Source organism: Phycisphaeraceae bacterium, from assembly GCA_020639155.1.
Classification (GTDB): Bacteria; Planctomycetota; Phycisphaerae; order Phycisphaerales; family UBA1924; genus JACKHF01.
This window is the reverse complement of the sequence record JACKHF010000001.1, coordinates 1,972,599-1,991,745: the sequence shown is the minus strand read 5'-3', so window position 1 is coordinate 1,991,745 and position 19,147 is coordinate 1,972,599. Positions and strand designations below refer to the sequence as shown.

Sequence of the window (19,147 nt, the reverse complement as noted above, 5' to 3'; positions counted from 1 at the left end):
GGGAACCACTGGCTCTGATGGTGCTGCTCATCGGGCTCGGTGCCTGGCTGGTCTACGCGCGCGCGCCAGTGCCACCCAACGCACGCGATGGCGCCAAACTCACACAGATCCGCATCGGTCAGGAGAAAGCCTGGCTTGAGTACGCCCCGAACGCACCCGAGCCCGAGCAGTTCCGTGTCATCCATCGCAAGACGGGCCCGGGCGACGCGTTCAGCCTTGACGCAGCGCAGCGCGTACTGGGAGATGAACTCCTGGACAATGTCATCCACGACGAGGAAAACGCGCTCTACCGCCTCTTCAATGTCACCAGCCCGGGGGGTGTGATCTGGGTCGCGCTGGGCTTTGGCGCACAGATCATCTTCTCCGCCAGATTCCTGATCCAGTGGATCGTCTCTGAGCGCAGGAAGCAATCCGTCGTCCCCGAGATCTTCTGGTGGATCAGCCTTGTCGGCGGGATCAGCCTGTTCTGCTACTTCGTCTGGCGACAGGACATCGTCGGCGTGTTCGGGCAGTCGTCCGGCGTGGTTATCTACGCTCGAAATATCAGACTCATCAAGAAGCAGAAGCATCGCGAGCACGAACGCCAACTCGCACAGAACGCGGAATAATCAGCGCAAGACACCTGTGCGAACAACACGCGAACCTTGGCATCAAAGATGGCGTAGCCTGTTGAAGGATGCCGTCATGTTGCGCATCCCGGAGGAGTACTAGGGGGCACGATCGCGTTCCCTTTCACGCACACCAACTATCTGCCAAACTTTGGAGCAAATGGCATGACAACGTACACCAGAGACGAACTCGCGACACTGATCGAGCAGCACGCCCACATCCATCAGCGCGTACTCGAATCGGTCTCAAGCGTGGTTGTCGGGCAGACACACGTTGCACAAAGGCTGCTCGTCGGCCTGCTGACCGGCGGCCACGTGCTGCTGGAAGGCATGCCGGGGCTTGCCAAGACCTTGAGTGTGTCAGCTCTCGCCGGTTCATTGCACGCAACATTCAGCCGCGTGCAGTTCACACCAGACCTGCTCCCAGCCGATCTCGTTGGCACGTTGATCTACAACCCGCGCGACCACGAGTTCTCAACGCGCAAGGGACCGATCTTTGCAAACATCGTACTCGCAGATGAGATCAACCGCGCACCTGCCAAGGTGCAGAGCGCACTACTCGAAGCGATGCAGGAACGCCAGGTCACAATCGGCGATACATCGCACAAACTCCCCGATCCGTTCCTCGTGCTCGCCACCATGAACCCCGTCGAGCAGGAGGGCACATACAGGCTCCCCGAAGCACAGATCGACCGATTCATGCTGAAGGTCAAGGTCGACTATCCGTCGCGCGAAGAGGAGCTGGAGATCGCAATGAAGATGGCGCACACCACGCCAATGAAACCCGTCGAGCCAGTTGTTGAGGTGTCTGAGATCGTCACAGCACGCAAACTCGTCGACGCAGTCAACATTGATGCACGCATCGCTGCATACGCGACCGATCTGACTCGCGCAACACGCGATCCACGTTCTGTTGGCGTTGAAGCGGCGCACTTGATCGACTTCGGCGCATCGCCCCGTGCTTCGATCAATCTGTTGCTTGCTGCCAAGGCCCTCGCGTTCCTCGCTGGCCGGTCGTACGTCACACCAACCGATGTCAAGTCCGCGGCACCGGATGTGCTCAGGCATCGTGTGGCGCCGAGCTATCAGGCGCTCGCCGAGGGCATTGATGCAGAGCAGATTGTCGCACAGGTGATCAACCACGTTCCCGTTCCATGAATCCAGCCGCATCACAACGTGTCACGCTCAGCCCCAGCACACTGAACCATGTGCGAAGACTTGAGCTGCGCGTGCGCAAGCACGTCGAAGCGCTCGCACCGGGCGCGTACCGCAGCGCGTTCAAGGGACGCGGTATCGAGTTTTCTGACCTGCGTGAGTACACGCCCGGCGACGATGTGCGGTCCATCGACTGGAATGTCACCGCACGCGCACAAACACCATTCGTCAAGCTGTTCATCGAGGAACGTGAGTTGACAGTCACGCTCGCGGTCGATGTCAGCGCGAGCACGTTGTTCGGTTCGACCATCCGAACCAAAGCCGCAGCAATAACAGAACTCGCCGCTGCCATCGCAACAATTTCACACGATGCCAACGACCGCACAGGCCTCGTGCTGTTCGCGGATCATGTTGTCAAATCGATTGCATCGGGCAAGGGACGAGCGCATTACATGCAGATTCTCCACGAGCTTGTCCACGCACCGCAACTCAACACCCCCACCGACGTCCGCGCACTTGCCCAGCAGCTCGGGCGCACACACCGCAAACGCTCGCTGATGTTCATCATCTCAGACTTCCTCGTGCCGGAAAACACCGAGCACAGACAACTGACACAGGCCCTTGGCCCGCTCGCGCGCAAACACGAGCTCGTCGCGATTCGAATCACCGACCCAGCCGAATCCTCGCTTCCAAAGATGGGACTATTGCAACTGGTCGATCCTGAAACCGGACAACGAACACTGATCGACTCATCAAACAAGCGAGTGCGAGAAGCGTTCCGCACAAGAAGCACACAGCGAGCACGAAAGATCGAACGCGCCATCATGCAGGCTGGCGCAAACTACGCATCTATCAGTACCGACGACAATCTTGGGTTGCAACTTGCGAACCTGCTCCACCGCATCCAGGCAAACGCGCCATTGTCAGCAGGAGCAGCGCAATGAGAACACTGCTCCCCATCTTTGCTTGTGCGCTGCTCGTGCTGACCAGCTGTGAGAAACAGGAACCAGCATCATCATCGCCCGCTGTCACTACATCCGCATCGCAAGGCGATCTGCATATTCGGGCATCACTGGATAGCGCCACCATCGAGACATCGGACAAGGTCGCACTGACACTCTCGGTCGATGCGCCGATTGGCGCAAGCATCGATCAACCGGACATCTCCGAAGCGACTGACCCGTTCCGGGTTGAAGCTGTTATCGCGCACGATCCGACGATCGTGGATGCAGACACGATCAGACGCACTTGGACATACACACTTGTGCCGTTCCTGCCGGGGGATTACTCGATCGGGCCGATCGATATCGAGATGCGACCGATGGAAGGCAATGCTATCGTTGCAACCGCGCCTGCTCTCGATATCCGCGTGAACTCTGTGATCGATCTCGGTCAGGATACCGAACTCTCACTCGACAATCTTGATGTCACAGACTACATCGAGGATCCCGCAGCGGATGCCAGACAATCCACGAGCAGCAGACTGCTCCCTGTCGCTGTGGGAATCATCGCACTCTCCGGGCTTGCTGGAGGCGCGTACTTTGTCTCGCGAAGACTACGCAAGCCAACCGAGGCCGAGCGCCGGCGCAAGGCATGCAACGAGATCTTCGCACGCGCAACTGCTCTGCAGCAGTCCATACACCAGCCACAAGCTCATGGCTCCGCCATTGCTGACGAGATTGCGGGCATGATCCGCACATTGCTGGAACTCACGCCGAACACGCTGTCCCTTGAAGTGACTCGGAACCAGCTCGAATCGGCTTATGCAGCGCTGGATACCGTTCGATTTGGCGGTGCGTATCCATCGGCTGAACTTCTCAGCAGCACACTGCATACAACACAAGAGAGCGCGGGCAGACTCTCGCACATCGTTGTGTCGCCTGTCAGTACTGCAGCATTCCATTCCCAACCGATCGGAGGCGTGCGATGATCGGTTGGCTCAAGCAGTTTGTGTCGTTTGACCAGTTTGCCCAGCCGTGGGCACTCGCGCTACTTGCGCTCGCGCTTGTTCCCATGATTACAACTTTCCTTCGTTCGCGATCACGCGCAGCAGCACGATTTTCGATGACCGACACCACGCTTGCGCTTCCGGTCTCATGGAAAGTGCGACTCCGCTGGATACCGACACTGCTGATGTCGCTGGGTGTTGTCTCGATTGTCATCGCACTGGCACGACCGCAGGAGATCACGGGCAGAACACGCTCAATCACCGAAGGTGTCGCGATGCAACTCGTTGTCGATCGCTCCGGCTCGATGAACGAGCAGATGGAGTACAACAAACGCGTGTTTTCACGATACGAGGTCGTGAAGCATCTGCTCAATCAGTTCATTCTCGGCGATGACGAAGCCGATGGGCAGCGAGGCAAGCTGAAGGGCAGGCCCAACGACATGATCGGGCTGATCACGTTTGCACGATACGCGCAGACGGTGTGCCCGCTCGTGCATGACCACGAAACACTCGCCGAACTCATCAGCCAAACCGAGACCGTTGACGTAAAGGGGCTCGACGGCACCGCAACCGGCGACGCGGTTGCGCTTGCTGCTGCCCGACTGCGCGCAGCTGAGCAGGAGCTCAACTCCCGCAACGAACGCAGGCTCACAAAGGCACAGGAACAGAATGCAAGTGAGACTGAGGCGAAGCCCGAGTTTGTCATCAAGAGCAAGGTGATAGTGCTACTGACAGACGGCGCAACAAACGCGGGCTCGATCGAACTGCTTGCAGCCGCAAAGCAATGCGCAGAGTGGGGAATTCGTATTTACGCAATCGGTATCGGCAGCCCTTATGCGGTGATCCAGACACCATTCGGCGAGCAGCGCATGCGCATCGGCAGCATGGACGAGGAATCACTCCGCCAGGCTGCAAACATAACCGATGGCAAATACTGGCTCGCGACCGACGGATCGAGTCTTGAGGATATCTACGAGCAGATCAATGCGCTCGAACAATCAAAGATCGAAACACTCTCGACTGCCGACGCGGAGGAGCAGTTCATGGTCTTTGCCCAGACCGGCGGCGTGCTGCTGGTGGTGCAATCACTGCTCTCGTGGCTTGTGTTCAGGAGGGCAGCATGACCTTTCTCCACGATTTTCATCTCCAGCATCCTGATATGTTGTGGCTGCTCACAATTCCAGCTGTGATGCTGGTTCTCTTTGCCGGGCTGTTTGTACGCCGCGAGCGACTCATGCGTCGTTTCGCACTCGAAAGTGAATGGCAGACACTGCGCACGCACATCCCAAAGCGATCGTCGATGCTTCTGCTGGCGTTGTTACCCCTCTCGATCGCAGCAATCGTTGTTGGACTTGCGCGCCCGCGATGGAATCCGGAAGAGGTGACCGTTGATCGTGTTGGACGCGATCTTGCATTTCTTGTTGATGTCTCCAGAAGCATGCTTGCAGAAGATCTTGCGCCCAATCGGCTCGAACGCGCAAAGCTGTGGATACGGGATCTTGTTGCGACACTCGATGGCGATCGTGTGTCCCTTGTCGCGTTCGCTGGTGACACTGCGGTGGTGTGCCCGCTCACAACAGACTATTCGTTCTTCGAACTCGCGCTCGACGGGCTCAACCCCGACAGCGCGGGGCGTGGCGGCACACTCATTGGCGATGCCATCAGACGCACCGTCGATCAGGTCTTCGAGGGCGCGGACGACTCGTCACGCAATCGCGATATTCTGCTGTTTACAGATGGTGGCGATCAGGAGAGCTACCCAGTGCAGGCGGCTGCACGCGCGGGTGAAGCGGGCGTGCGCATCATCGCATTCGGTCTTGGCGGACAAGATGCTGTAATCCCCGGTGTGGAATCGTCCGGCACACAGGTACGATCGAGTCTTGATGCAGAATCCCTGCGCGAGGTCGCGCTCGCATCGCGCGATGGTGTCATGCTCAATGTTGGCACAGGCACCATCGAACTCGACAGTATCTACGCCGACCTGATACGCACCGCAGAAAAGCAGAAGACTGACACGACAGAGACCATTGCGTACACCGAGGGCTTCCAGTGGCTGCTCGCGATCGCGCTGGGCGCACTGATGATTGACGTGCTATTTGGAGTACGGGCATGATGACACGACACCTCCATCTGATCGCTTGCGTTGTAGCCTGCAAGTGCTCCGCTGCCATCGCGCAGCAGAGTGAGTACCTCCAGCCACCAGGAACAGAGAGCACCAGCGCTCAAACCGAGACCACGAAACAAACCAAGCCGTTCAGTGAGCTATTCAAGGAGGGGGTTCTCTTTGCGCACGACCAGCAGCTCGACGGCGCGATACAGCGATTTACCGAGTGTGATGCTGCAGCCACCTCTCCATTGCAGCAGGCACAGGCACGACAGAATCTTGGGATTGCTCATTTCAAGGCCGGCGCGCTCATCGATGCCGATCAACCGCAACAGGCACTCAGCCGGGCGGAGCTTGCCGAGCACGCGTTCTCGCTCGCTGTTGATGCTGCAAAGCAGGCACGGAACAAGGAAGCGGAAAAGGCTGCTGCCCGCAATCTTGAGATCGCACGACTGAAGATCAAGAAGCTCCGCGACTTCCTCGAACAGCAGAAGAAGGAACAGGAAGAGCAGCAAAAAAAACAACAGGAGCAACAACAGCAGCAGCAGTCGCAATCGCAGGAGATCGCTGACAAACTCAAGGACCTTACCGAGCAGCAGCAGAAACTCGCAGAGCAGGCATCAGAGGCTGAGTCACAGCAGGATGTCGACCAGATGGAGCAGCAGCAACAGCAGATCAACGAGCAGGCAGAGCAACTCCTGAAAGAGATGCAGGAACTCTCAAGCAAGCTGAGCGATGAGACAAAGCAATCAATGGAGGATGCAGAGCGTCTCACACAGGCGAGCGAGCAGCCACGCGAGCAAGCCGAAGAGAACCTGCAGGAGATGCAACAGCCCGATCCATCAAAGCTGAAAGAAACACAACAGGAGCAGTCCGTTGCTGCAAAGCTGCTGCAACTCGCCTCAGAAGCCGCTCAGAAATCGGCGGATCAACAGAAGCAAGAGATGCAGCAACAACAGCAGAAACAAGAGCAGGAAGGCAAGAAGGGCGAGCAGAACGAAGACAATCAGGAACAGCAGAAAAAGGACCAACAGGGTGAAAAAGGCAAGGAAGACGAGCAGCAGAAGCAGCAGTCACCCGTCGATCAGCTCGCGCAGGATCTTCTGAAGAAAGAGGAACGCGATCGCGAGAAGGCCCAGTCGGTGCCGCCCGCGTACATCGTGCCCGTACCCAAAGTGGAAAAGGACTGGTAAGGAAGTGCGAACCATGCGTACATCTCATATCTCATGCTTCATGTCTCTTTGCGCGGCACTGCTCGGGTGTGTGCTACCACAGATCGCAAACGCGCAGGATGTAGATGTTGCTGTCCGTATCACGACCCAGGAGCCTGTCGTTGGCCAGTCGATTACGTTGTCAGTCGAGGTAAAAAACGGCACAGCCGATACCGTGCCGATGCTTCCCGAGATCGACGGACTCATCACCCAGTACAACGGCGAGAGCACCAGCCGCATGTCATCCGTCCAGATCATCAATGGAAAGCGGCAGCAGACCGAGACGACCTCAACGCGATACTCATATCAGATTACGCCGCTCAAGCCCGGCGAGTATCAGATTCCATCACTTGCGTTCATCGTCGCGGGAGAAAAACACGACACGCCATCCTTCCCACTGCAGGTGTCGATGCCCCAAGCAGATCCTGATTACCAGCTTGTGCTTGAGACGGATACAACATCAGCCATCGTGGGCCAGCGTGTACCGATGACACTGACGTGGTATGTTGTGCTCGACAGGAACAAACAGATCAGTTCTAATCGAACACCAGCGTTTGTGATGATGGGACCGGACGGCGACTACACCACCGCAGCCCTCACACCAAAGCCACTCCCCCAGAACCGCGGCGCAGGAACGATTCAGGTACTCTTCAATGGCGAACGCATCACGCTCGAAGCGGAGCAGGTCATTCACGACAATCGGGCGTTCTTCGCGCTGCGCATGCCGATTGTCGTGCTCGCAGAATCCGCTGGTACGCACACCATCGGACCTGTCACCGCATCACTGATTGTGAACGAGGGTGGTTTCTTTGGGAATGATCGATTTGTCACAATCGCTTCAAACTCGCTTGCGCTGAACGTTCGTGATCTGCCAGATGAGGGCAAGCCAGCAAACTACGCCGGGCTTGTTGGCAGATACACGATGGAAGCAGAAATCGATCAGATCAGCGTTCATGTCGGCGACCCCATCGCGCTGACACTTCGAGTTCGGGGCGATGAACCCATGCCACGTCGCATCGCACCAGCACTCGAGTTGAACACCCGCTTCGCACAGGATTTCAAGCTCTCACCCGAGGGCTGGGAAGAGGCATACGAGAACCCCACGGGTGTGCGCATCTATACGACGACTATTCGTGCAGCAAACGCTGATGTCAGCGAAGTTCCATCGATCGAACTGCCGTACTTTGATATTGACTCGGGGCAGTATCGTGTTGCACGAACGCAACCGATCCCGATAACAGTCGAGGAGAGCGCAATTGTCACACTCGACGATGCAGTGCGTCATCAGCCGGTACCAGTAGAAAACGCTCCTGCAAAGCCCGCGCCATCCGTTGAGAAGCAGGAACTGACATCAAGCCGCGTCGCCCTTGGCGCAAACGTGTACGACGAGCGAGCACTTCTGCACACAACACCCGCGGTCCTTCCGTTTGCATGGTCGTCCTTTGCAAAGCCAACCGTCGCGATGGTTGTTGCAGGACCGCCCGTTCTCTCCGCGTGTGCTGTTGCAACCGTCGTACTTCTCCGCAGGCGCAACCCGCACCGTGTGCTGCTCCACAAGGCTCACGCCAAAGCAGCATCACTCGCACGCTCCGGTAAGCACGCTGACGCAGTGCGCTCATACGTCAGCTGCATGACGGGTATACCAACGCACTCACTCACTGCTGGCGACTGCTTTGCTGCGATCCAATCGGAGCAATGCGACCACGCTGAAACACTGTCATCAATCGTCGCTGATGACGAATCTGCACGCTCGTCGGATGCTGGCGATCACAAGTCAAAGCCTGCAGTTGCATCAAACCAGCTCCGCACGATGCTCGACGATCTGCATGCAAACGCGCTGAAACACGCAACGACAAGGACAGGAGTTGCAGCATGACAATCGCAAAGCTCCATCTGATTATTGTGTGCGTCCTCATCACTTTGATTGGTGTATCAACCGCGATAGCACAAACTGACCTGCCCGACAATGAGACGCTGCTCGCGCACGCGAACGAAGCGTTCGATCGTGGGCTCGCACTTCAGGACACAAACATATCGAGCGCGCGGGCACAGTTCGAGGCGGCGGCTGCCATGTACGCCCACATCGCAGACTCAGGCATTCACAACGCGGACCTGTACGTCAATCTCGGAAACGCGCAGATGCTCATCGGAGATACCGGCGATGCGATGGTTAGCTATCGCAGAGCAGAACGACTCTCCCCCGATTCGCAGCGCGTTAGAGACGCGCTCGAGCACGCGCGATCGCAGGTGAATGTCACGCTGCCAACGTCAGCATCGAGCGCGATCGTGTCGTCCATCGGATCATGGCGGAATGTTGTGCCGCGATGGATCGTGCGCAGTCTCGCGATCGGATGCTGGCTCTGGCTGTGGATCGCAAATGCTGCTAGGCTCGGATGGAAGTCAAAGATCGGCAACAGCACAATCGGCGCACTTGCAACGATTGCGATCATCTGCACCGGACTGCTTGCCGCAGAAAGCTACGTCGTATCGAACCAGCACGACGCGGTTGTCGTCGCAGCGACACAGGCATTGCAGGGACCGGCTGACGGCGTGTACGCGCCGGCATTCAGCACAGAACTCACGCCGGGGGTTGAGGTCTCAGCTATCGAGACACGCAACAACTGGACAAAGATCCACATCGACGATGGCACAACGGGCTGGGTGCCCACGCGCACGCTCAAACGCATCGACTTTGACGCATAAGACTCAATCGTCGTCGAAATAGTCTTCTGCTGGCAGCAGGTTCAGTTCGTCCGCTGCGGGCAGAGCCTCGACCGCGACATCCTCGTCACCCTTGCGCTGCGAACGACCTCGCACGACAATCCTGATCGGCACCTCTGCGTACGGCAATGCCTCGCGCAGACGGTTGAGCATGTATCGCTCGTAGTTCGGCGTGAACAGCTTCGGCCTGTTGACAACCATCACAATCGTCGGCGGGTTCACCTCTGCCTGCGTCACGTAGTACACCTTCGCGAACGTGCCCAGTTTGCTCGCGGGCCCGTGCGCATCGACGATCTCCGTGATAATCCTGTTGAGCTCGCCCGTGCCCACGCGCGTGTTTGCCTGCTCCTGCAGATCGAACGCGAGATCGATCACCTCGCGCACGTTCAGCCCGGACTTCCCGCTCATCATCGCGATCGGCGCGTAGCTCAACCCCTTGAGTTCCTTGCGGAGATACTCCTCGAAGTCTTCCGGCGAAACCTTCTTGCCCTTGGCGTTGCGCTGCCCCTCGATCATGTCCCACTTGTTGACGACAACAACGCACGGCTTCATCGCCTTCTGCACGAGCATCGCAAGCTGCTCGTCCACCTGCGAAATTCTCTCGGTGCCATCGATCAGCATGAGGATCACGTCGGCTCGCTCGATCGCGCGCTGGGCGCGGTCGAACGCGAACCATTCGACGCGCTCGTCCATCGACTTCTTCCTGCGGAGTCCAGCGGTATCAATCGCGAGGACGGACTTGTCGCCGAACTGGAAACGTACATCGACCGCGTCGCGCGTTGTGCCGGGAATCTCGGACACGATCACCCGCGGCTCACCCGCGAGCGTGTTGATCAATGTGCTCTTGCCCGCGTTTCGCTTGCCGATGAGCGCGATCTTGAGATCAGCCTCGGGCTCCATGTCCTCAAGCGATGTCTCGGGCATCAGTTCCCAGAGCGTGTCGATGAGTTCACGCCGGAAGTAGTTGTTCTTTGCGCTGCACGCGATCGGCTCGTCGAATCCGAGCGCGGCAAGCTCGTAGGCGTGCGGCTCCCACTGCTGACCGTCACACTTGGTCGCGATGATGCGCACCGGGACAAGCCCTGCCTTGTCCCGCTTGACACGTGCCTGCTCGTCCTCGTCGCGCCGGCGCGACCCGAGACGCTGCTCGCGCAAGAGCTTTGCAATCTCAAGATCGGCGGGCGTGATCCCCGCCTGACAATCGATGCAGAACAGAATCAGATCAGCGGATGACACGGCTTCTGCGATCTGCGACTCGATTTCACCTGTCAACCCGGCAAGATCGTGCCCAGCATCATCGATCTGCCTGCCCTCGGCTGTGTACACACCGAACCCGCCCGTATCGAGCAGTTCAACCGTCTTCCTCGGGCCATCGTTGTACGGCGCTTCGAGTTCAACCAGCACGGAGACGCGATCGCGCGTGATGCCCGGCACGGGGTCGACAATCGACACCTTCTGGCCAGCAAGCATGTTCAGCAGGCTGCTCTTGCCAGCATTGGGTCTTCCAACAATCGCGATACGTGGGACAGGCATGCAGGATCGTAACGGGCCTATCGAAAAAGCCAATGTTTCCACACCCTGCCAGCCAGACACGGACGCACTTTGCCGGAGTTTTCCTCGGATTCGGACCACTTGCAAGTCTGCAAACCGTGCTCACAACCCCGCACACTCGTCGAACTACCATGCGTGATGGCACCCGGCGCAACTCAACTCTCACGTCTTCAGCGTCTTGCTGAGACCATCCACATCATGGGGCTTGGCATCTGGATCGGCGCGCTCCTGCTCGCAGCGACCGCTGCTGCCATCATCTTCCCGACGGTCAAAGCACTCGACCCAGAGCTCTACACCTTTGCCAAGTACACGGGCGAACACTGGCGCATTACCGCGGGCATTCCAGCCCAGAAGATCTTTTTCTCAGCCGACATTGTGCAGTTGATCTGCGCAGCTCTTGCATGTGCGGGCATGATCGTCCTGATTGTCACACGGGCAGTCGAGCCCTGGAACCATCGCGTCACGAGCGGCATGATAAGGTCCATCCCTTTGACGATCGTGATGATGCTCTTCGGCGTGCATCTCTTTTTCATCTCCCCCAGTATGTCAAGCAACTGGGTGCAGTTCCTCGCGCACGCCAAGGCTGGCGAGATGGAACTGGCAACACCTTTCCAGGAGAAGTTTGCGAGCATGCACCCGGTCTCAACAAAGATTCTGGGCAGCCTGCTTGTTGCGCTTCTCATCACATTACTTGCCGCACTAAACGATGTCACGCGACGCACCACACAACCATCAAACCAGCACAGCACATGACTGCAACACAGAAGAAAACAATCAGAAAGAAGTCTGCGAAGAAGATGCCAGTAAAGGCAGCGCCAAAGAAGCTAGCTTCTGACCTGCCACCGATGCCCGAGGTGAGTGCTGAAGAGAAAAAGCGTGCGCTCGCTGTCCTTCGCATGCTCCGCAAGCACTATCCCGACGCGCATTGCGAGCTGAACTTCTCAAATATCTACGAGTTGCTCATCGCAACAATGCTCTCAGCTCAATGCACCGACGCGAATGTGAACAAAGCAACCCCCGCGCTGTTCGCTGCTTTCCCGACACCAAAGGACTACGCCGCATCAACACCGAAAAAGATTGAGCCGTACATCAAAACACTCGGTCTCTTTCGCAACAAGGCAAAGGCGGTCCACGAGTCCATGACCATGCTGGTCAACGAGTACGACGGCAAGGTTCCGGGCACGATGGAAGACCTGCTCCGCCTACGTGGCGTGGCAAGAAAGACCGCGAACGTCGTGCTCTCCAACGGGTTCGGCATCAACATGGGCGTTGTCGTTGATACACACGTTGCGCGCTTGAGTGAACGTCTCGGACTTGTCGAACCGGGCACACCTATCCCGAAAATCGAGCGCAAGCTCATGGCACTCTTCCCCCGCGATGCGTGGGGTGAGCTTTCGCATCTTCTGGTGTTCCATGGCAGACGCGCGTGCACCGCGCGCACAAAGACGTGCGAGCATCCAGTGTGCAAAAAGTTCGGCGTGCGATGCCCCGGACACGCCGCAACCTGATCAGGCGAGCGAGCGGTCGAGATCCTCGATCAGATCCTCAACATCCTCGATACCAACACTGAGGCGCACAAGACTGTCCGTGATGCCGAGTGTTGCCCGCTGCTCTTCGGGCACCGAGGCGTGCGTCATGATCGCGGGGTGCTCGATCAGTGATTCTGCGCCACCAAGGCTCTCTGCAAGTGCGAACAGCTTCACGCGTTCGAGCATGGTGCGAGCCTTTGCTATGTCACCGTTCAGATAGACGGTGATCATGCCGCCGAAGCCGCACATCTGCTTCTTGGCGATCTCGTGCTGCGGATGTGATGGGAGCCCCGGGTAGATCACACGATCGATCGCAGGGTGCTGCTCCAGATGCTTTGCAATTCGCATCGCGTTCTCGCAATGGCGCTGCATGCGCACGTGCAGGGTCTTGGTCGAGCGCAACAACAGGAAACAGTCCATAGGCCCGGGCACAGCACCGACCGAGTTCTGCACGAACTTCAGCCTGACAAACAACTCGTCATCGTTTGTGATCAGCGCACCGCCAACGACATCGGAGTGCCCGCCGATGTATTTCGTGCATGAATGGCACACCAGCGTCGCGCCGAGTGACAACGGCGTCTGGAGCATCGGCGATGCGAACGTGTTATCCACGCACGTGATCGCGCGGACCTTGTCACCGATCGCCGAGACCGCTGCGATATCGATCACTTTCAGCATCGGATTGGACGGCGTTTCCAGCCAGATCAGTTTCGTCTCCTTGCGCACCGCATCATCGACCGCGTCGAGATCGGTAAAGTCGACAAGGGACACCTCGATCCCGTGCTTGCTGAACTGGCGATTGAACAAACGGTTCGTGCCGCCGTACACGTCGTCGCTCATGATAATGTGATCGCCCGGCACAAGCAGATGCAGCACCGCGTCCATCGCTGCACACCCCGACGCGAAGCACAAGCCGTGGCGTGCGCCCTCGAGGCTTGCCAGGTTGCGCTCGAGCGCTTTCCGCGTCGGATTTGCCGAACGGGAGTAGTCATAATCGTCCTTGATCACGCCGGGCGATGCCTGCACGTACGTCGATGTCTGGTAGATGGGTGTCATCACCGCACCCGTGGTCGGGTCCGGCTGCTGGCCGGCGTGGATGCAGCGTGTCGCGAAGCGGTGGTCATCAGAAGCCATATCAAATCCCTTGGGTTGGATGTTCAATGTTCGATTGAGCCAGAGGATAGGTGCCCCGCTCAGCCGGTGCCGATTGTCAGATCGATCGTCGGAAGTTGATGCATCGATCGACCTCCTCAAATCCAAGCGAGGTGTGTGCTGTATAGCTCAGGTCATTATCGAGCAGCGCATCACTCGCGATCTCTACACAGCCCTTCATTTTTCCCCATTCGCACAAAGCATCGACCAGCAGTTCCCCTATACCGAGTCTGCGATGCGTTGCAGCAACAAACCAGCCCTCGACATATGCAACGCGTCCGGGCTCGCACCCTTCCGCGTGAGAGCGGATCGAGCCTTCAAGCATTCCAATAGGCATCGTTGTCACACTGTTGTTCTGAAACGCGAGAACCACGTGGATCGCACCGGGACCGTCGATGTCCTTTGCCATCTGATCAAGTTGCCAGTTGATCTCAGCGCGATGCTCATCAATGTCGCCGGGCCAGAGCCCGTTACGCAGCACCAGCCAGCCGTCGATATCGTCGCGCGTTGCCACGCGAACCAATGCAGCGGGTTGGTGCGCATGCGTACCCATCATGAGCGACTGCGTTTGGCGAGATACTCGATCAGGTCGATCTGACTCACCACACCGACGACCTTGCCGCTGTCAACAACAACCGCGATCTGGTCCTTCTCGAAGATCGGCGAGAGTTCCTCGATTACCGCCTTCGGATACACCATGCCGCCAAGCTGATGCATCACACCCTTCACAGCCGAATCATTCCCGATCGTGCCCGACTGCAACCCGCGAAGAATATCTATCTCATGCACAATACCTATTGGCTTGCGATGTGCGTCCGTGATCGGGATCTGCGAGATGCCGTGGTTGCGCATCATCTCGCACGCCTTGCCAACACTGTCTGTGTCGTGCATGGTGACAACATCACCCTGCCACGACCGTGATTCGAGCAGATCCTCGACAAGCCCGAGCCCGCGGTCCGGCTCCAGCATGCCATGGTCCTTCATCCACGCATCGGACAGATGCTTTGTAATATATCGCGAGCCGTTGTCGGGGCAGATGGAAACAACCTTCTTCCCCTTGCCGAACCGCTCTGCCACCTGCATGGCGATGTGCATGATCGCGCCGCTGGAACCACCACAGAACAATCCCTCTTCGCGCGTCAGTCTGCGCGCCATCTGGAATCCTTCGCGATCGCCCACCTGATACATCTCATCAACAACGGACGTATCAAAGGCCTGACAGATAATGTCCTCGCCGATGCCCTCGAGCTTGTATACATACGGATCACCCATCTCGCCCGTGTGGAAGTAGTGGTAGTGCAGACTTCCCAATGGATCGACACCGATGATCTTCGTGCGTCCTGCCTTGTCGTGCTTCTTGAAGTAACGACCGATGCCGGAGATCGTTCCACCAGTGCCGACGCCAGCAACGATCGCGTCGATCTCGCCGTTGGTTTCTTCCCACAACTCTTTCCCGGTCAGATGCTCGTGCGCATCGATGTTCCATTGCGTGTGGTACTGGTTCACATAGAACGAGTTCGGCGTCTGCTTTGCGATGTTCTTCGCAACATTCACATAGTGTTCGTCTGAATCACCGGGCACATCGGTCGCGGTCACGATGACCTCTGCACCAAACCCCTTGAGCATGTCGATCTTTTCCTGGCTCATCTTGTCGGGCATTGTCAGGATGGTGCGATACCCGCGCACCGCAGCGGTCATTGCCAACCCCATGCCGGTGTTGCCGGATGTGTTCTCGACGATCGTCCCACCCGGTTTGAGGAGCCCTTCCTCTTCAGCGCGATCGATGATGTAGCACGCCATCCGATCCTTGATAGAACCAGCGGGGTTCATGAACTCGCACTTGGCATATACATCAGCACAGTTCGGCCCCGGTATCTTGTGAAGCTTGACCAGTGGGGTACGACCAATAGCGTCCAGAATGGTGTTCATTGTTGGCATGGCAGAGGGTATGCGAGCCGCCCGGATTTCCTACGTGATTTGCCGTCTCAACTGGGCATGCTCCTGACGATCGACACAGCTGCATCCCCGTTGAAGCCCCAGCCATCCGTGTGCCGACGTGAGACTGGGAGACCCGCGAAATTGAGGGAGGTTTGCCGGTCACGTCACGGAAGGCTATCACATGAACATTGCTCGTCTCGGCCGTCGGCTGAACTCACGTCTGCACGCATCGCTGGATGTCCGCCCGAACGCTGCCTCACATCCCCACGCCTATCTGTACAGCTCACACGCAAAGACCACACCCACCCGCTGGTACGACACAACTCTCGATTCGGGGCTGCTGCCCGATGCTACGGTGCGCGCAGGCATCCGTTCCAAGCTACAAGCACACTACAACACCACCCTGCCGAAGAACCCTACAGACATCCACGCCCACAACAGACACATGATCGATCACCTGCGCACACACGACATCGCCATCGGCACCCCCACAGAGCACGCGCACAACGCCAAACTCCCCGCATCGTTCTATGAGATGATGCTGGGTTCGTCCATGCTTGATACCACAGGACTGTGGAGTGCCGGTGCAAGCTCGCTCGAAGCAGCCGCACATTCGATGCACACGCTTATCGCGTCTCGCGCACAGATCAGCGATGGCATGCACATCCTTGTGCTCGGCGCGGGATGGGGATCGTTCCCCGTCTGGCTCGCCAAGCAATACCCCGACACAACGATCACCGCGATCACCGACGGCGCCCGCAAGCACCAGCACATCACCGAGCGATGCGACGAACTCGACATCTACAACACTGCACCGATTGTCGGCCAGACGGGTTCATTCGCCATCGAGGGAAGGTTCGATCGCGTGCTGCTGCTGTCGGGCATCGAGCACCTTCAGAACCTCGAACTTCCACTCGAGCGCATGTCAAAGCTGCTCACAACGAACGGGCTGTTGTTCATCCAGGCGCAGACGCATCGTGCTGTGTCATCCCTTGAAACACCCGGACAGACGTGGCTCTCGCGCAACTTCACCGTCGGTGGGTTCACACCGTCCGCAGACACGCTCGTTCACTTTCAGCGATGCGCCGAGCTGCGCGACGACTGGCAGATCACCGGCAATCATCTCGCACAAACCGCCAACGCGTGGTTGGCAAACCTCGATGCCAACGAGCCGTCCATCATGTATATCTTCCGCCGGATCTACGGCACTGATCACGCTGCGACGTGGTTTAACCGGTGGCGTGTGTACTGCATGGCGGTCGCCGAGCGTGCCTGCATGAACAACTACAACGACTGGCTGACATCCCACTACCTGTTCCAGCCAAGACCCGCACGCGCCCTGACGACACCGATCGTCGAAGTAAAACTGCCAGAGCCGAAGCACGAGCGCACACCCAAACTGTTCGCCAAAGCGCTCGCAATGTAAGATATCATCCAACCGACACCAACAGAAGACACAAGCAGACGCATATACTCGCGCCGATGGTCAAGTACATCGGTTCCAAGCGCACACTCATCCCGAAGATCCTGGGGATCGTGCAGTCGCTACCCGAAGTGACCAGCGTCGTCGATTTTTTCTCTGGCACCTCGCGCGTCGGACATGCGCTCAAAGCTGCCGGGTACCGCGTCATATCCAACGACCTGATGACGTACGCGTACACGCTCGCAACGTGCTACGTGCAGACAGATCGCGAGGATGTGATCCGCGATGCAACGAAGCTCATCGCGGAGTTCGACTTACTCTCAGGAAGTCCCGGATACTTCACCGAGACCTTCTGCGAGAGGAGCAGGTTCTTCCAGCCGAAGAACGGCGAGCGCATCGACGCGATCCGCGAAGCAATCGAGCGCAAGGGTCTTGATCCTGAGCTCAAAGCCGTCGTGCTTGTGTCCCTCATGGAAGCGGCCGACCGCGTGGACTCCACCACCGGCGTGCAGATGGCGTACCTGAAATCGTGGGCTTCACGGTCCGACAACGATCTGCATCTCCGTATCCCGGAACTGCTCCCGCGACCGGACTGCGGCAAGTGCAAGGCGCATCAGCTCGAAGCACAGACCGCTGCGAAAACACTCACCGCCGATCTCGCGTACATCGATCCGCCGTACAACCAGCACTCGTACCTCGGCAACTACCACATCTGGGAATCGCTCGTGCGATGGGACAAGCCGGAGGTCTATGGCATCGCGTGCAAGCGCATGGACTGCCGCGAGCGCAAGTCCGACTTCAACATGAAGAAGCTCGCGCTCGACGCGATGCGAAGATTCATCGACACTGTGCAGTGCAGATTCCTCGTCGTGTCGTTCAACAACGAGGGGTACATCCCGCGCGAGGAGATGGAAGCACTGCTCTCAGTCAGGGGCGATGTGTACACCGTCGAGAACGACTTCAAGCGCTACGTCGGCGCACAGATCGGGATCCACAACCCGCAGGGCGAGAAGGTTGGATCGGTCAGCCATCTCCGCAACACAGAGTATCTGTACGTTGTTGTGCCAGCGGGATACACGTGGAAAAGAAACACAATGCCAGCATCTAGCTATATTACTGACCGCTCCATGATAACCTTGAGGCACTAACTCAATTAAAGGGGCATATACTTATGACATCGTTTTCGTACAACCTTTAACTTCGCATAAGGAATAACTAATGGCGACAGACCTCCACGTAGTTGGCCCATTGGAGTTGCCATGTGTCCAAAACGGCATTAAAAAGAGAATAGAGAGGCAGGACTGTCAGTATTTCTGGCACAACCAGACTGCCGAATCTCTATACTACAAACAAGGATGCTACATATTTGCTATGCGCGCAGGGAAAGGATTTAAGCCGTGGTACGTTGGCAAGGCTGGCAAAGGCTTTGGACAAGAGATCTTTTCACACCACAAACTTGAAATTTACAACAGTGCTATATTCAAGTCGTCAAGAGGAACACCTGTTGTTTTCTTTGTGACACCAATGGGCAATCACCGAAAAGTCCCGCAGAATGAACTAAAGCACATGGAAAAAGAACTCACGTTGTATGCGTTAGACAAGAACCCACGTCTATGCAATGTCCAAAACACGAAGAATCTCCCAAGATGGACAATAAGAGGAGTAATTCGATCTGGCAAAGGGCGAGCAAGCAGGCCTTCTATTCAGTTCAAGAAAATGATGGGTATGTAATAAGCAAGCCATCAATTTCTTATCTCCAATTTATAATAAAGCACTCAATGCTTACAGATATGTAGACGAGAGTAAT

The 19,147-nt window shown here is 57.4% G+C and carries 18 protein-coding genes; 14 read left to right on the top strand and 4 right to left on the bottom strand.

What is annotated here, in order from left to right; all coding sequences use genetic code 11:
• The first annotated feature begins 17 nt into the window (after window positions 1–17).
• The 9 genes from H6815_08395 (at window position 18) to H6815_08355 (ending at window position 9,729) form a co-directional block, all read left to right on the top strand.
• A complete protein-coding gene (locus H6815_08395; protein MCB9860460.1) occupies window positions 18–608 on the top strand; it encodes a lipid-A-disaccharide synthase N-terminal domain-containing protein in 591 nt (196 codons plus the stop codon).
• A 165-nt stretch (window positions 609–773) separates the two neighbouring features.
• Window positions 774–1,766 carry an AAA family ATPase gene (locus H6815_08390; GenBank protein MCB9860459.1) on the top strand — a complete coding sequence of 331 codons (993 nt, stop codon included), beginning with the start codon at window positions 774–776 and terminating at the stop codon, window positions 1,764–1,766.
• The gene (locus tag H6815_08385) at window positions 1,763–2,707 is read left to right on the top strand and encodes a DUF58 domain-containing protein (protein MCB9860458.1); all 945 of its coding nucleotides are present in this window, start codon (window positions 1,763–1,765) and stop codon (window positions 2,705–2,707) included. The genes H6815_08390 and H6815_08385 overlap by 4 nt, the downstream gene beginning before the upstream one ends.
• On the top strand, window positions 2,704–3,693 hold the full coding sequence (locus H6815_08380) for a hypothetical protein (GenBank protein ID MCB9860457.1): 990 nt from the start codon (window positions 2,704–2,706) through the stop codon (window positions 3,691–3,693). Before H6815_08385 ends, H6815_08380 begins: the two co-directional genes overlap by 4 nt.
• Window positions 3,690–4,835 carry a VWA domain-containing protein gene (locus H6815_08375; protein MCB9860456.1) on the top strand — a complete coding sequence of 382 codons (1,146 nt, stop codon included), beginning with the start codon at window positions 3,690–3,692 and terminating at the stop codon, window positions 4,833–4,835. Before H6815_08380 ends, H6815_08375 begins: the two co-directional genes overlap by 4 nt.
• A complete protein-coding gene (locus H6815_08370; protein MCB9860455.1) occupies window positions 4,832–5,824 on the top strand; it encodes a VWA domain-containing protein in 993 nt (330 codons plus the stop codon). The genes H6815_08375 and H6815_08370 overlap by 4 nt, the downstream gene beginning before the upstream one ends.
• Complete coding sequence (locus tag H6815_08365) at window positions 5,821–7,008, top strand: hypothetical protein (protein ID MCB9860454.1); 1,188 nt, start codon at window positions 5,821–5,823, stop codon at window positions 7,006–7,008. The genes H6815_08370 and H6815_08365 overlap by 4 nt, the downstream gene beginning before the upstream one ends.
• 40 nt (window positions 7,009–7,048) lie before the next feature.
• Complete coding sequence (locus H6815_08360) at window positions 7,049–8,902, top strand: BatD family protein (GenBank protein MCB9860453.1); 1,854 nt, start codon at window positions 7,049–7,051, stop codon at window positions 8,900–8,902.
• Window positions 8,899–9,729: a hypothetical protein gene (locus H6815_08355; GenBank protein ID MCB9860452.1), complete on the top strand. Its 831-nt coding sequence runs from the start codon at window positions 8,899–8,901 to the stop codon at window positions 9,727–9,729. The genes H6815_08360 and H6815_08355 overlap by 4 nt, the downstream gene beginning before the upstream one ends.
• A 3-nt stretch (window positions 9,730–9,732) precedes the next feature.
• Here H6815_08355 and der read toward each other — a convergent pair whose 3' ends face one another.
• Window positions 9,733–11,280: a ribosome biogenesis GTPase Der gene (gene der, locus H6815_08350; protein ID MCB9860451.1), complete on the bottom strand. Its 1,548-nt coding sequence runs from the start codon at window positions 11,278–11,280 to the stop codon at window positions 9,733–9,735.
• 156 nt (window positions 11,281–11,436) lie between these two features.
• On the opposite strand from der, the gene H6815_08345 reads away from it, so the two are divergent.
• The gene (locus tag H6815_08345; protein ID MCB9860450.1) at window positions 11,437–12,051 is read left to right on the top strand and encodes a hypothetical protein; all 615 of its coding nucleotides are present in this window, start codon (window positions 11,437–11,439) and stop codon (window positions 12,049–12,051) included.
• A gap of 44 nt (window positions 12,052–12,095) precedes the next feature.
• Window positions 12,096–12,806 carry an endonuclease III gene (gene nth / locus H6815_08340; protein MCB9860449.1) on the top strand — a complete coding sequence of 237 codons (711 nt, stop codon included), beginning with the start codon at window positions 12,096–12,098 and terminating at the stop codon, window positions 12,804–12,806.
• On the opposite strand, the gene H6815_08335 is transcribed toward nth, so the two are convergent.
• From H6815_08335 to H6815_08325, 3 genes are all read right to left on the bottom strand, one after another.
• Window positions 12,807–13,961 (bottom strand): cystathionine gamma-synthase, encoded by a 1,155-nt coding sequence (locus H6815_08335; protein MCB9860448.1) that lies wholly within the window; start codon window positions 13,959–13,961, stop codon window positions 12,807–12,809.
• A 76-nt stretch (window positions 13,962–14,037) separates the two neighbouring features.
• The gene (locus H6815_08330) at window positions 14,038–14,535 is read right to left on the bottom strand and encodes a GNAT family N-acetyltransferase (protein ID MCB9860447.1); all 498 of its coding nucleotides are present in this window, start codon (window positions 14,533–14,535) and stop codon (window positions 14,038–14,040) included.
• The gene (locus H6815_08325) at window positions 14,532–15,917 is read right to left on the bottom strand and encodes a pyridoxal-phosphate dependent enzyme (protein MCB9860446.1); all 1,386 of its coding nucleotides are present in this window, start codon (window positions 15,915–15,917) and stop codon (window positions 14,532–14,534) included. The genes H6815_08330 and H6815_08325 overlap by 4 nt, the downstream gene beginning before the upstream one ends.
• A gap of 181 nt (window positions 15,918–16,098) precedes the next feature.
• Here H6815_08325 and H6815_08320 point away from each other — a divergent pair, with 181 nt between their 5' ends.
• The 3 genes from H6815_08320 to H6815_08310 all read left to right on the top strand — a co-directional run bounded on the left by H6815_08320 (window position 16,099) and on the right by H6815_08310 (window position 19,071).
• Window positions 16,099–17,343: a class I SAM-dependent methyltransferase gene (locus H6815_08320; protein ID MCB9860445.1), complete on the top strand. Its 1,245-nt coding sequence runs from the start codon at window positions 16,099–16,101 to the stop codon at window positions 17,341–17,343.
• Window positions 17,344–17,399: 56 nt separating this feature from the next.
• The gene (locus H6815_08315; protein MCB9860444.1) at window positions 17,400–18,488 is read left to right on the top strand and encodes a DNA adenine methylase; all 1,089 of its coding nucleotides are present in this window, start codon (window positions 17,400–17,402) and stop codon (window positions 18,486–18,488) included.
• A gap of 70 nt (window positions 18,489–18,558) precedes the next feature.
• Window positions 18,559–19,071, top strand: a complete 513-nt coding sequence (locus H6815_08310) for a hypothetical protein (GenBank protein MCB9860443.1) — start codon at window positions 18,559–18,561, stop codon at window positions 19,069–19,071.
• The last annotated feature ends 76 nt before the right edge of the window (window positions 19,072–19,147 follow it).

What these genes read in the sequence shown, in the direction of transcription:
- H6815_08395 (MCB9860460.1), top strand. Translation starts at nt 18, where the DNA reads ATGGTGCTGCTCATCGGGCTCGGTGCCTGGCTGGTCTACGCGCGCGCG.
- H6815_08390 (MCB9860459.1), top strand. Translation starts at nt 774, where the DNA reads ATGACAACGTACACCAGAGACGAACTCGCGACACTGATCGAGCAGCAC.
- H6815_08385 (MCB9860458.1), top strand. Translation starts at nt 1,763, where the DNA reads ATGAATCCAGCCGCATCACAACGTGTCACGCTCAGCCCCAGCACACTG.
- H6815_08380 (MCB9860457.1), top strand. Translation starts at nt 2,704, where the DNA reads ATGAGAACACTGCTCCCCATCTTTGCTTGTGCGCTGCTCGTGCTGACC.
- H6815_08375 (MCB9860456.1), top strand. Translation starts at nt 3,690, where the DNA reads ATGATCGGTTGGCTCAAGCAGTTTGTGTCGTTTGACCAGTTTGCCCAG.
- H6815_08370 (MCB9860455.1), top strand. Translation starts at nt 4,832, where the DNA reads ATGACCTTTCTCCACGATTTTCATCTCCAGCATCCTGATATGTTGTGG.
- H6815_08365 (MCB9860454.1), top strand. Translation starts at nt 5,821, where the DNA reads ATGATGACACGACACCTCCATCTGATCGCTTGCGTTGTAGCCTGCAAG.
- H6815_08360 (MCB9860453.1), top strand. Translation starts at nt 7,049, where the DNA reads ATGTCTCTTTGCGCGGCACTGCTCGGGTGTGTGCTACCACAGATCGCA.
- H6815_08355 (MCB9860452.1), top strand. Translation starts at nt 8,899, where the DNA reads ATGACAATCGCAAAGCTCCATCTGATTATTGTGTGCGTCCTCATCACT.
- der (MCB9860451.1), bottom strand. Translation starts at nt 11,280, where the DNA reads ATGCCTGTCCCACGTATCGCGATTGTTGGAAGACCCAATGCTGGCAAG.
- H6815_08345 (MCB9860450.1), top strand. Translation starts at nt 11,437, where the DNA reads ATGGCACCCGGCGCAACTCAACTCTCACGTCTTCAGCGTCTTGCTGAG.
- nth (MCB9860449.1), top strand. Translation starts at nt 12,096, where the DNA reads ATGCCAGTAAAGGCAGCGCCAAAGAAGCTAGCTTCTGACCTGCCACCG.
- H6815_08335 (MCB9860448.1), bottom strand. Translation starts at nt 13,961, where the DNA reads ATGGCTTCTGATGACCACCGCTTCGCGACACGCTGCATCCACGCCGGC.
- H6815_08330 (MCB9860447.1), bottom strand. Translation starts at nt 14,535, where the DNA reads ATGATGGGTACGCATGCGCACCAACCCGCTGCATTGGTTCGCGTGGCA.
- H6815_08325 (MCB9860446.1), bottom strand. Translation starts at nt 15,917, where the DNA reads ATGCCAACAATGAACACCATTCTGGACGCTATTGGTCGTACCCCACTG.
- H6815_08320 (MCB9860445.1), top strand. Translation starts at nt 16,099, where the DNA reads ATGAACATTGCTCGTCTCGGCCGTCGGCTGAACTCACGTCTGCACGCA.
- H6815_08315 (MCB9860444.1), top strand. Translation starts at nt 17,400, where the DNA reads ATGGTCAAGTACATCGGTTCCAAGCGCACACTCATCCCGAAGATCCTG.
- H6815_08310 (MCB9860443.1), top strand. Translation starts at nt 18,559, where the DNA reads ATGGCGACAGACCTCCACGTAGTTGGCCCATTGGAGTTGCCATGTGTC.